This is a genomic window from Cellulomonas dongxiuzhuiae (assembly GCF_018623035.1).
GTDB lineage: Bacteria > Actinomycetota > Actinomycetes > Actinomycetales > Cellulomonadaceae > Cellulomonas > Cellulomonas dongxiuzhuiae.
The window spans coordinates 569,381-581,006 of record NZ_CP076023.1 but is presented as its reverse complement, the minus strand read 5'-3'; the positions used below and the strand labels follow the sequence as shown (position 1 = coordinate 581,006).

General features: G+C 76.0%; 12 protein-coding genes. 6 read left to right on the top strand and 6 right to left on the bottom strand.

From position 1 onward, the window contains the following. The first annotated feature begins 41 nt into the window (after positions 1–41). Positions 42–542, top strand: a complete 501-nt coding sequence (locus tag KKR89_RS02735; protein ID WP_208197163.1) for a hypothetical protein — start codon at positions 42–44, stop codon at positions 540–542. A 66-nt stretch (positions 543–608) separates the two neighbouring features. On the opposite strand, the gene KKR89_RS02730 is transcribed toward KKR89_RS02735, so the two are convergent. From KKR89_RS02730 to KKR89_RS02720, 3 genes are all read right to left on the bottom strand, one after another. Continuing rightward, positions 609–1,061 (bottom strand): GatB/YqeY domain-containing protein, encoded by a 453-nt coding sequence (locus KKR89_RS02730; protein WP_208197162.1) that lies wholly within the window; start codon positions 1,059–1,061, stop codon positions 609–611. A 73-nt stretch (positions 1,062–1,134) separates the two neighbouring features. Next, a complete protein-coding gene (locus KKR89_RS02725) occupies positions 1,135–2,262 on the bottom strand; it encodes an iron-containing alcohol dehydrogenase (RefSeq protein WP_208197161.1) in 1,128 nt (375 codons plus the stop codon). A gap of 51 nt (positions 2,263–2,313) precedes the next feature. Then, positions 2,314–2,661 carry a UBP-type zinc finger domain-containing protein gene (locus KKR89_RS02720; RefSeq protein ID WP_208197160.1) on the bottom strand — a complete coding sequence of 116 codons (348 nt, stop codon included), beginning with the start codon at positions 2,659–2,661 and terminating at the stop codon, positions 2,314–2,316. A 271-nt stretch (positions 2,662–2,932) separates the two neighbouring features. Between KKR89_RS02720 and KKR89_RS02715 the strand changes: the two genes are divergently transcribed. From KKR89_RS02715 to KKR89_RS02700, 4 genes are read left to right on the top strand one after another with little or no spacing between them, the layout of a single operon-like run. Next, a complete protein-coding gene (locus KKR89_RS02715) occupies positions 2,933–3,574 on the top strand; it encodes a M15 family metallopeptidase (protein WP_251140987.1) in 642 nt (213 codons plus the stop codon). A 2-nt stretch (positions 3,575–3,576) separates the two neighbouring features. Continuing rightward, positions 3,577–4,761 (top strand): alanine racemase, encoded by a 1,185-nt coding sequence (alr, locus tag KKR89_RS02710; RefSeq protein WP_243883198.1) that lies wholly within the window; start codon positions 3,577–3,579, stop codon positions 4,759–4,761. Further along, the gene (locus KKR89_RS02705) at positions 4,758–5,762 is read left to right on the top strand and encodes a D-alanine--D-alanine ligase family protein (protein ID WP_208197158.1); all 1,005 of its coding nucleotides are present in this window, start codon (positions 4,758–4,760) and stop codon (positions 5,760–5,762) included. The genes alr and KKR89_RS02705 overlap by 4 nt, the downstream gene beginning before the upstream one ends. After that, on the top strand, positions 5,759–6,820 hold the full coding sequence (locus tag KKR89_RS02700; RefSeq protein ID WP_251140986.1) for an acyltransferase family protein: 1,062 nt from the start codon (positions 5,759–5,761) through the stop codon (positions 6,818–6,820). The genes KKR89_RS02705 and KKR89_RS02700 overlap by 4 nt, the downstream gene beginning before the upstream one ends. Before the next feature lie 69 nt (positions 6,821–6,889). Here the strand turns inward: KKR89_RS02700 and KKR89_RS02695 are convergent, their stop codons facing one another. From KKR89_RS02695 to KKR89_RS02685, 3 genes are read right to left on the bottom strand one after another with little or no spacing between them, the layout of a single operon-like run. Next, positions 6,890–7,231, bottom strand: coding sequence for a UBP-type zinc finger domain-containing protein (locus tag KKR89_RS02695; protein ID WP_208197157.1), 342 nt, complete (start codon positions 7,229–7,231; stop codon positions 6,890–6,892). Next, positions 7,228–8,730, bottom strand: a complete 1,503-nt coding sequence (locus KKR89_RS02690) for an ATP-binding protein (protein WP_251140985.1) — start codon at positions 8,728–8,730, stop codon at positions 7,228–7,230. The genes KKR89_RS02695 and KKR89_RS02690 overlap by 4 nt, the downstream gene beginning before the upstream one ends. Next, entirely contained in the window at positions 8,727–10,400 is a 1,674-nt protein-coding gene (locus KKR89_RS02685) for an FAD-dependent oxidoreductase (protein ID WP_208197156.1), read from the bottom strand. The genes KKR89_RS02690 and KKR89_RS02685 overlap by 4 nt, the downstream gene beginning before the upstream one ends. A 557-nt stretch (positions 10,401–10,957) precedes the next feature. Between KKR89_RS02685 and KKR89_RS02680 the strand changes: the two genes are divergently transcribed. Continuing rightward, positions 10,958–11,452, top strand: a complete 495-nt coding sequence (locus KKR89_RS02680) for a hypothetical protein (RefSeq protein WP_208197155.1) — start codon at positions 10,958–10,960, stop codon at positions 11,450–11,452. Positions 11,453–11,626 lie beyond the last annotated feature (174 nt).

Here is an 11,626-nt window from a genome sequence, read left to right as displayed (position 1 = left end):
GGCGGGGGTCGCCTGCTCCGGTTCACTGAGAGGTGATCACCATGCCCACGTCCGTCCACGCCCCGAGACGCGCCCTGCTCGCGTTCCTGGCCCTGGTGCTGTCGCTGTTCGGCGTCGCCGCGCTGAGCGTGTCGACCGCCCAGCCGGCGCACGCGCTGTGCGCCACCCCGCCGCTCATGGGCGACTGGCACAACATCGACCCGGGCACCCGCTCGGTCCGTCAGGTCACCGTCGGCTTCCACTGCGGCGACCAGGTCCTGTGCGACACCGACGGCAACTGCACGGGCGGCGAGTCCTACTTCACGCTGCGCGGCTACGGCGCCTGCACCCCGACGGCCTGCGACTGGGGCAGCCGCCGGGCCCAGGACATGGGCGACGGCTGGCTGCGCGCCACCTACACCTACAGCTGGGCCACGAAGTACCTCTGGGTGAAGACGTACGGCTACTACGGCAGCACGTACCTGCGGATCTACACGTGGACGGACTTCACCGCGGCCGACGGGCGGGCCGACTACGCGACCGACGAGTGGGCCCTGAAGTGAGGGACCGACCGGCTCCGGAGGCTGCGGCGCCGCGCGAGGCCGCCGGGCCGGCACGCCGGCGCGTCGTCAGCCCGCCAGGCGGGAGCGGACCAGGGTGCTCAGCGCCCTGCCGTCGGCGCGGCCCTGCGCGCGGGCGTTCGCCTCCTTCATGACGGCGCCCATGTCCTTGAGCGACGACGCCCCGGTGTCGGCCACGACGGCGTCGACGAGCGCGGTGAGCTCCTCGTCGCTCAGGCGCGTCGGCAGGTACTCGTCGACGATCTCCGCCTCGGCGCTCTCCGTGGCCGCGCGCTCGGGGGCACCCGCGTCGGTGTAGATCTGGGCGGACTCGCGGCGCTTCTTCGACTCGCGGGCCAGGACCTTGAGGACCTCGTCCTCGGTGAGCTCGCGCTCGACCGTGCCGGCCTTGGCCTCGTGACGCACCGCACCGATGAGCTGGCGCAGGGTGCTCGTGCGCAGCGTGTCGCGGGCCTTGAGGGACGTGGTGAGGTCGGCGGTCAGTCGGTCGAGGGTGCTCATGGGGCCATCCTGCGGTGGTTCGACGGCGAACGCCCGCTCTTTCCGCGGCCCCACGTCCCGGACGGGGGCCGGCTCACCACGACGCGGTGACGACCTCCGTGAGGTCGGCGGGCGTCAGCGTGACGGGGTTGCCGCGCATGGACGACGCGGCCAGGGCGTCGGTGACGACGGCCTGCACGTCGTCGTCCGACAGGCCCAGGGCTCCCAGACCCGGGACCCGCAGGGCTGCCACCACGTCACGCAGCCACGCGACCGCGTCGTCCGCACGGGCACCGGCCCGCCCGGTGAGGGCGACGGCGGCGTCGTCGTACCGGGCCAGGCCGGGGCCGTCCGGGTCCGTCCGGCGCAGTGCCGTCACGTTCGCGGCCGTCGTCGCGGCCAGCACCGCCGCGCACACCTGCCCGTGCGGGGCGCCGAGCCGCCCGCCCAGCGCGGCCGCGAGCCCGTGGACCGCACCGAGCCTCGCGTTCGCCAGCGCCATGCCCGACAGCAGCGCCGCGACGCTCAGGTCGGTGCGCGCGTCGACGTCGTCGCCGTGCTCGACCGCGCGCAGCAGGCTGCGGCCGGCGCGGACGAGCGCGTCACGGGCCAGCGGGTCGGTCAGGGGCGTGGCGTGGGGCGTCGTGAAGGCCTCGAGGGCCTGCGTGAGGGCGTCCGCACCCGACGCCGCCGTCAGCGCCGGTGGGCAGCCGAGCGTGAGCAGGGGGTCGACGACGGCGACGGCCGGGAGCATCGCACGACCCCGCAGGCTGGCCTTCACGCCGCGCTCCGGGACGCGGACGGGCGCGTTGGCCGTCACCTCGGCGCCGGTCCCGGCCGTGGTGGGCACGGCGACGACCGGCAGCGCGTCGTCCGGCAGCGGCAGCCCCCGACCGACGACCTCCAGGTGGTCGAGCACGTCCGTAGCGCCACGCGCCAGCACCGCGACGCACTTGGCGAGGTCGAGCACGGACCCGCCGCCCCAGCCGACGACGACGTCCGGACGGACCTCCCGCGCGACGGCGACCGCGGCCCGGACGGCGTCGACGTCGGGCTCGCCGCGGTGCCGGTGCACGGTCGCACCCGCGAGCGCCGCGACGTCCGCGGACCGCCCCGCGACCACGAGGACGCGGCGCCCGAGCCCCGCGACGAGCTCGGGGACCTGCGCGGCGGCGCCGGCACCCAGGACGACGCGGCCGGCGGTGACAAAGGTGGCGACCATGCGTCGAGGCTAGGCCGCGCGGCGGTCGCGCCGGGTGCTGGGGTCCACGGGTCAGGCGCGCAGGTGGTCGCGCCAGTCGGCCGGGACGCGTCCGGCGGGGCCCGGCGTCGGCTGGTCGACGGGGTGCGCGAGCGGCGGCGCAAGGTCCGGGCCGTGCGCGTACTCACCCGACTGGTAGTGCCACCACCAGTCCTCGCCCGGCTCGTACGACCGTATGAGGGGGTGTCCCGTCGCGTGCCAGTGGCCCGTCGCGTGCTGACCGGGCGAGCTGTCGCAGCAGCCGACGTGCCCGCAGGCGGCACATCTGCGCAGCGCCACCCACCAGCCCGACTCCTGCTCGCACTCGACGCAGCCGGGGCCGCTCGGTGGGACGGTCGGGTCGATCGCGGGAACGCTCATGACACTCACCTCCGGGTGCCCGTCCAGTCTGCGCACGCGGGCGTCTCGGGCGCACCCGGTGCGGCCGCCCTTCGCCCACGTCCCGGTCCGGAGCGGCGCGGGGCCGTCCACCCCGCGGCGTGGGAGGTGGACGTCAGCCCCTGGGTGGACGGACCGCCGCACGATCCCCCGCCACGGGGGGACGGCCCCGCGCCGGCGTCCCCCCGTGGCGGCCGCACGTCGAGACCCCGGGGGGAGCCGGGCGCCTCACGGCCACGGCTAGCGTCGCTGCGTGCCTCTGATCAGCAACGACGTCGTCCTCCTGCATGATCCGCGGGTCGCGGCCGTCCCTGTCGTCGACAGCGGCGAACCCCTCGTCGTCGCCCGGCTGCCCCGCCTGCACGTGAGCGGCGAACCGCAGGGCTCCCGCGTGCGGGCAACGGTCGCCCGTCGCCTCCTGCGCGCGGACGCGGCACTGCCCGTCGGGCTGCACCTCGCCCTCGCCGAGGGGTGGCGCAGCCCCGGCGCGCAGGCGGCGATCGTGGCGCGGTACGGGTCCCGCGTGCGCCTGGACCATCCCGGCGCGACACCGGACGACGTCGAGCGGCTCACCAGCCGCTACGTCGCACCGGTCGCCGTCGCACCGCACGTCGCCGGGGCTGCCGTCGACGTGACCCTCGTCGACCCCACGGGCAGGGAGCTCGACCTCGGGTGCCCGCTGGACGCCACGCCGGAGGAGAGCGAGGGCCGCTGCTTCACCGACGCACCCGTCCCGCCCGCCGCGCGGGCGCTGCGCACCGCCCTGTCGGACGCGATGAGCACGGCCGGCTTCGTCAACTACCCCACCGAGTGGTGGCACTGGAGCTTCGGGGACCGCTACTGGGCGCTCGTCACCGGCCGCCCCGCGGCGCTGTACGGACCGGTGGCGGCGTGAGCATGACCGTCTGCCCACCGGGAACGGTCCCGGTCGCCCCGGTGGCCCGCACCCGGCCCGTCCTGACCGTGCGGCTGGACGCCGTCGCGCACAACACGCGCGTGCTGGCGGCGTCGGCCCGGCGGCTCATGGCCGTCGTCAAGGCCGACGGGTTCGGCCTCGGTGCCGTCGACGTCGCGCGCGCGGCGCTCGCCAACGGGGCCCAGGCGCTGGGCGTGGCGACGCTGGCCGAGGCGGTCGAGCTGCGACTGGCAGGCGTGGCCGCACCCGTCCTGAGCTGGCTCGACGCACCCGGTGCCGACCTGGCCGACGCCGTCCTGCACGGTGTGGACGTGGCGGTGCCGAGCCTCGCGCACCTCGACGCGGCCGCATCGGCGGCGCGACGGCTGGGCCGCGTCGTCGACGTCCACCTGTACCTCGACTGCGGGACGGCACGCGACGGCTGCCCGCCCGAGCTGTGGTCGGCCCTGTGCGCGGCGGCGCACCGTGCGGAGCGGGTCGGGAAGGTGCGGGTCGTCGGCGTGATGGGCCACCTCGCCTGCGCGGCGGGCCTCGACGCCGCCGCGAACGCGGCCGCCACGGCCCGGTTCGTCCGTGGCGTCGCGCAGGCGTCCGCCGCGGGGCTGCGGCCGGGGCTGCGGCACCTCGGCGCCACGGCCGCCGTGCTGGGGCTGCCGGCGGCGACGTTCGACCTGTCGCGGGTCGGCGCCGGGCTGGTGGGCATCGACCCGACCGGCCGCCACCCGGTGCTGCGCGCCGCCGCGCAGCTCACGGCGCCCGTCGTCCAGGTGCGCGACGTGGGCGCCGGCGTCGGCGTCGGGTACGACCACACGTACCGGACGGCCGCACCCACGCGGCTCGCGCTGCTGCCGCTGGGGTACGCCGACGGCCTGCCCGTGAGCGCGTCGGGCCACGCGGAGGTCCTGGTCCACGGGCGGCGGCGTCCGCTGGCCGGGCGCGTGTCGATGGACCAGGTCGTCGTCGACGTGGGCGACCTGCCCGTGCAGCCGGGCGACGTCGTCACGGTCATCGGCACCGGCGACGACCCGGCCCCCACGCTCACCGAGTGGGCCGGCTGGGCCGGCACCCTCCCGCACGAGCTGCTCACCGGCCTGGGGCGCCGGCTCGTGCGCCGCGTCGTGCCCGCGTCCCCCGACCTGCCTGACACCCCCGAGGAGCACCCGTGACCACGTCCGACCTGCAGCACCGCCCCCCGCCCTCGCCAGCTGCACCCGTGTGCCGCGTCGCCGTCGTGGGGGGCGGCGCCAACGTCGAGCACGACGTGTCGCTCGCGAGCGCCGCGGCGGTGCGCGAGGCCCTGGCCGTGACGCACGACGTCCTGGCGCTCACCATCGGGCGCGACGGCACGTGGTCGGTCGACGGCACCGCGCTGTCCTTCGCCGAGGCGGTCGCGCTCGTCGCGACGTGCGACGTGCTCCTGCCCGCGGTGCACGGTCCGCACGGCGAGGACGGGACCCTGGCCGCGCTCGCCGACCTGGCGGGCGTCGCGTGCGTCGGGTCCGGCGTGCGCGCCGGGGCGATCGGCATGGACAAGTGGGTGACCAAGCTCGTGGCGACCGCCGTGGGCGTCGCCGTCGCCGACGGTCTCCTCGTGCGGGGTGTCGCCGAGGCGTCCGACGACCCGCGGCTGCCCGCCGTCGTCAAGCCGGTGGCCTCCGGGTCCAGCCACGGCGTGCGCCGCGTCGACACGCTCGCCGAGCTCGGGGAGGCCGTGGCCGCGGCCCTCGAGCTCGACGACCGGGTGCTCGTGGAGGAGGTCGTGACGGGCCGCGAGATCGACGTCGCCGTGCTGCGCCGCGCCGACGGCACCACCGTGGTCTCCCCGCCCCTGGAGATCGGGCACGCCGGCGCGGTCTTCGACACCGCCACGAAGTACGACGGCAGCGCGCGGTTCGTCGTCCCCGCGGTGCTGGACCCCGCGGACGCCGACCGCCTCGCAGCGGACGCACGCACGGTCGTCGACGCCCTCGGCTGCGAGGGCGTCGCGCGCGTCGACTTCTTCCTCACCACCGACGGCCCGGTGCTCAACGAGGTCAACACGATGCCCGGCCTCACGGCGCACTCGCAGGTGCCGCGGATGTTCGCCGCCGCCGGCATGTCGTACCCCGCGCTGGTGGCCGAGCTGGTGGCCGAGGCGCGGGTGCGGCACGCGTCGCGCACGTCGTGACGGCCCGCGTCGGCGCGTGGGACGCGCTGCGGGGCGTCGCGATCGCGCTCGTCATGCTGCGGCACGCCTGGCCCGAGGTGTTCCCCGGCGCCGGGGTCGTCGGCGTCGTCATGTTCTTCGCGCTGTCCGGGCACCTCATCACCGGTCTGCTGGTGGACGAGTCGGAGGCGACCGGCAGGCTCGACCTGCGCCGGTTCTGGTGGCGCCGGCTGCGGCGGCTGGTGCCCGCGCTGGTCGTGCTCGTCGTGGGGTTCGTCGTGGTGACGGCGACCCTGGACCCGCTCGGGGACGCCGGCACGCTCGGCAGGACCGTGGCGGTCTCGTTGACGTACACGGCGAACATCCCGTACGTCGGGCTGGTGGGGGTGAGCCCGGCGATCTACCACCTGTGGACGCTGGCCACCGAGGAGCAGTTCTACCTGGTGTGGCCGCTGGTCGTCCTGCTCGCGGTGCGGGTGCGGCGGCTGCGCACCGGGCTGGTCCTCGCGGGGGCGGTGGCCGCGCTGCTGTGCGTGCTGACGGTCGTGTGGTTCCGCGCGGACCCCGACGCGGCGTACCCGCTGGCGACGTCGTGGCTCGGCTGCTTCGTGGTCGGCGCCGCGTCGCGGGTCACGCAGGACCGCTGGCCGCCTGCCGCGTCAGGGCCGCACGCGGTGACCGCCGCGGTCACGCTGCTCGCCGCCCTGACGTTCACGGACCTGCGCGGCCACGCCGCCACGTACCTGCTCGCCGGGCCCGCCGTCGCCGTCGCGACCGTCGTGCTCGTGCAGGCCGGGCGGCGGCACGTCGTCGTGCGGCCCCGGTGGCGGCCGCTCGTCGCGCTCGGCACCGTCTCCTACGCCGCCTACCTGTGGAACTACCCGCTGACGCTGTGGCTGCGCCCCGCGCTCGACGACGCCGCCGGGCTGGTCGCGCTGCCCGCGACCGTAGTGGCGGCGACCGCGAGCTGGTGGCTGGTGGAACGACCTGTGCGGCGTGCCGGTCGCCGCGGTGCGCACGGCGGCCCCGCGCCCGCGGACGGCACGACGGTGACGTCCGGCGCTCCGCCACGGCCCTGACCGGGGACGGTGCGCCCCGCGCGCCCAGTGCCGGTCGTCGCACGTCCGGTGGGACCGAGCGCGACGACGTCAGCTGCGCAGGTGCGCCCGCCAGTCGGCGGGTACCCGGTCCGCGGGACCGGGCGCCGGCTGACCGGCCGGGTGCGCCAGAGGCGGAGCCAGCTCGGGGCCGTCGCCGTACGCCCCCTGCGCGTAGTCCCACCACCAGTCCTCACCGGGCTCGTAGCTGCGCACCAGCGGGTGCCCGGTCGCGTGCCAGTGCGCGGTCGCGTGCTGCGACGGCGAGGAGTCGCAGCAGCCGACGTGACCGCACGCGGCGCAGCGACGCAGGTGGAACCACCAGCTGCCCGTCGCATCGCACTCGACGCAGCCGGGGCCGCTGGGCGGGGTGCTCGTGTCGATCGCGGTCACGCGGTCACCTCCGGGTCGCCGGCCGCGGCCGGCGCGTAGGGCAGTCGGACGAGGAACCGGGTGTCCCCCGGCGTCGAGCGCACGGACAGGTCGCCGTGGTGCTTGGTGACGACGATGCGCCACGCGATGTCGAGGCCCAGCCCGGTGCCGGACCCGACGGGCTTGGTCGTGAAGAACGGCTCGAACACGCGGTCCAGGACGTCGGGCGGGATGCCGGGGCCCGTGTCGGCGACCTCGACCTCGAGCCAGTCGTCGACGCGCCGCGTGGTGACCGTCAGCGTGCCGCGACCCTCCATGGCCTGCGCGGCGTTGTCGATCAGGTTGGTCCACACCTGGTTGAGCTCGGCGCCGTACACGTGCACGGGCGGCAGCGTGCGGTCGTAGGCCCGCACCACCTCGACGCCGTCGAGCCGCCGCTCCAGCATCGTCAGGGTCGAGTCGAGCAGCTCGTGCACGTCGAGCGTCTGGTCGGGCGCGCGGCCGATCTGCGAGTACTGCTTGGCGGCGCCGACGAGCGAGGAGATGCGCGACGTCGCGTCCTCGACGTCGTTCATGAGCTGCTCGGTCTCCAGCGCGTACGACAGCCACCGGACCGCGCCCTCGAGGATGCCGGGCGCGACCGCGTCGGCGACGCGGTCCAACCAGGGTGGGTCCAGCCGGGCCGTCACGAACGTCGGTGCCAGGTCCCAGCCGCCGACGATGCCGCGGTCGTCGAGCCAGTCCGCGACCGTGTCCTCGGCGTCGGTCCGCTCGAGCGCCGTGGGCGGCGGGGGCGCACCGGGGGCGCGGGACTTCGCGAGCGCCTCGACCGCCTGCTCCTGCAGGTCGACGAGCGTCCCGAGCGTCGTGGCGTCGTACGGGCCGTCGGCGATCATCGCGAGCTTGTGACGCATGCCCGCGACGCGCTCGCGCAGCGCCGCGGTCGCCCGGTTCGCCGCGGCCGCGGGGTTGTTGAGCTCGTGCGTCAGCCCCGCCGACAGCGCACCCAGCGCGAGCAGCCGCTCCCGCTGCCCGACCGCCTGCTGCGTCGCGCGCTGCCCGACGAACAGGCCCTCCAGCAGGTGCACCGCCATGGGGAACCACGCCGTCATGAGCTCCGCGAAGTCCGCGGCCGGCAGCGCGTAGAACCGCGACGGGGCCAGCACGCGCATCGTGTGCGGGTACCGCTGCGGCGTGCGGTCGCCCAGGTACGCGGACGTCGCGCCGCCGTAGACGCCGCGCTGGGACGTGCGCGACACCTCGACGTCGTCCGTCCCGACGCGCCGCGACAGCGCGACGGTGCCCTCCAGCAGCACCCAGAACCAGTCCGCGGGCTCGCCCTCGACGTACAGGGGCCCGGGCTCGCGGTGCTCGACGTGCCCGTGGCGGCACAGCCAGCGCAGCTGGTCGTCGTCGAGCTGCTCGAAGAGGAACAGCGTGCGCAGCTCGTCGATGTCGCAGGGCAGCGCGTCGGCGGGGCGCTCGGGGCGCAGGTCGGGGGTGTCGGCAGGTGTGCTCACAGCTGCTCCAGGTACCGGTGGACGAGCATGACGGCCATCGCGCCCTCGCCCACGGCGGACGCGACGCGCTTGGCGGACTCGGCGCGCACGTCGCCGGCCGCGAACACCCCCGGGACGCTCGTCTCGAGGTGGTACGGCGGGCGGTCGAGCGGCCACCCGGCCGGCGGGCGCCCGTCGCTGAGCAGGTCCGGCCCGGACTGCACGAACCCGCGCGCGTCGCGGTGCACGGTGCCGTCGAGCCACCCGGTCAGCGGTGCGGCACCGATGAAGACGAACAACCACCCGGTGGCGACCGTCTCCTCGTCGCCCGTGTCGGTGCGGCGCAGCACGACCTGCTCGAGGTGCTCGCCGCCGAGCGCCTCGACCACCTCGGTGCACGTCCGCACGTGGATGCGCGGATGGGCCTCGACCTGCTCGACGAGGTAGTGCGACATCGAGCGGCGCAGGTCGTCGGAGCGCACCACGAGCGTCACCGAACGTGCGTCCCGAGCGAGGTACATGGCGGCCTGACCGGCCGAGTTGGCGCCGCCCACGACGTACACGTCGTGGTCGCGGCACGCGGGCGCCTCGGTGAGCGCCGAGCCGTAGAAGACGCCACGGCCCGTGAGGGTGCCGAGCCCGGGGCCGGCGAGCTCGCGGTACGACACGCCGTTGGCGAGGATCACGCAGTGCGCCGCGAGCGTGCTGCCGTCGGCGAACCGCACGGCCCGCGCGGAGCCGTTGACGTCGAGCCCGCACACGTCGCGCGTCATGACGATCTCGGCGCCGAACCGCTGCGCCTGGCGCCGCGCCCGCTCGGTCAGCTGGGAGCCCGAGACGCCGTCGGGGAACCCGAGGTAGTTCTCGATGCGCGAGCTCTGCCCCGCCTGCCCCCCGGTGGCCGTGCGCTCCACGAGCGCGGTACGCAGGCCCTCGGACGCGCCGTACAGCGCCGCGCTGAGGCCCGCCGGCCCCCCGCCGACGACCACGAGGTCGTAGAAGTCCTCGGCCGGCTGCACCTCGAGCCCCACGCGCGCGGCGATCGTCGCGTCGTCGGGCTCGACGAGGACCTCGCCGTCGGTCGTCACGACGACGGGCAGGCGCTCGGCGTCGACGCCCGCGGCCTCCAGCAGACGCGCGCCCTCCGGGGAGTCCGACGCGAACCAGCGGTACGGGACCTGGTTGCGTGCCAGGAAGTCGCGCACCTGCGACGAGCGCGCCGACCAGCGGTGCCCCACCACCTTGGGCCCGTGGACGGCCGACGGCGCGGTGGCCCGCCACGCGTCGAGCTGCGCGTCGACCACCGGGTACAGCTTCTCCTCCGGCGGGTCCCACGGCTTGAGCAGGTAGTGGTCCAGGTCGACGACGTTGACGGCGTCGATGGCCGCGTCGGTGTCCGCGTACGCGGTGAGGAGCACGCGGCGCGCCGCCGGGAACAGGTCCATCGCCTGCTCGAGGAACTCGATGCCGCTCATGCCGGGCATGCGGTGGTCGGCCAGCAGCACCGCCACCTGCTCGCCGCGCAGCTTGAGCTCGCGGCACACGTCGAGCGCCTCGGGCCCGGACTCGGCGCGCACCACGCGGTACCGCTCGCCGTACCGGCGCCGCAGGTCGCGCGCGACGGCGCGCGAGACGGCGGCGTCGTCGTCGACGGTGAGCAGGGCGGGGCGTGGTGCTGCGTCTGGTGCCACACGGACCTCCGGGCCGGGCGATCACGACGCGGACAGTCTGCGCCCGCACGCCCCCGGGTGTCACTGCCCGCCCTCGCTCACCCGTGTCCGGGTGGCCCGGGGCGCGAAGTGGTCGGATCCGGGTGCCGCCCGGCGGGAAGTGGTCACACGTGCGACCACTTCCGCCGGCGGGCCCGTCGGGTGGGGGCGTCGGGCGGGCCGCGCCGGGCGGGGCGTACGCGGCGTCGATGAGGCCCAGCTCGTCGTCGCCGGTGCCGGTGCGCCACTCCCGGTGGCCGGCGCGCACGTAGTACGGCTCGGCATCCAGCACGCGGGTGTACCAGTCGGTGGCCGCATCGAGGTCGGCGGCGTAGTACGACACGTTGCTCAGTCCCCGCAGCACGGTGCTCTCCCTCGTCCGTCGGGAGCCAGCCTCCTCCGGGCAGCGGTCAGATCCTGTCCGCTACTGCGCCGGCTGCTGGAGGCGGATCGCGTACCGTCCGCGCACCCGCCGCCCGACCACGCCATGCTGGGGGCACGGTCGCCGGGGGCGTGACCAGCAGCGGAAGGCGGAACCCATGACGAGCAGGCGCCTGACCATCCCGACCACCGGCGTCACCGCGGCGGTCCTCACCGTGCTCCTCGTCGGGTGCGGCGGCAGTGCCGATCCGGCAGGCAGCACCGGTCCGGACGGCAGCGCGTCGTCGGCCGCCGCCGACCCCACGCCGCAGGCCACGCCGCAGGGCACCGTCCCGTCCGTCGCCGAGACGACCTTCCCCGGCGCACCCGACGGCGTGACGGGCGAGGAGACCGTGGTCGTCGTGGGCGACGACGCCCGCCACGTCCAGGTCGTCACGTTCGGCAGCAGCACCTGCCCGGTCGTGCCCACGGACATCGCGTGGGACGACGCCGCCCAGGTGCTGCGGATCACCCTGAGCGACCCCTCCACGTACGACGGCGTCTGCACCATGGACCTGGTGCCCACGACGAGCGTCGTCGAGATCCCGGCCGAGGCGCCCGACGCCACGGGTCTCGCCGTCGAGCTCGACGGCCGGGGCGTGGAGGTCCGGTGAGTCCTCGCCCGGCGGACGTCCCGACGGCCGCGAGGGCGTGGAGGTAGCGTCCCAGGCTTGTGGCGCGCGGGTTGGACGTGTCGCGTTTCGTCGGCCAGCGCGGTCCAGGTGGGTGTGGTCGGCCGGCGCGTGAAGGACGGCCGCGACCTGCGGGGCAGTGGGTGCCGTCCCACC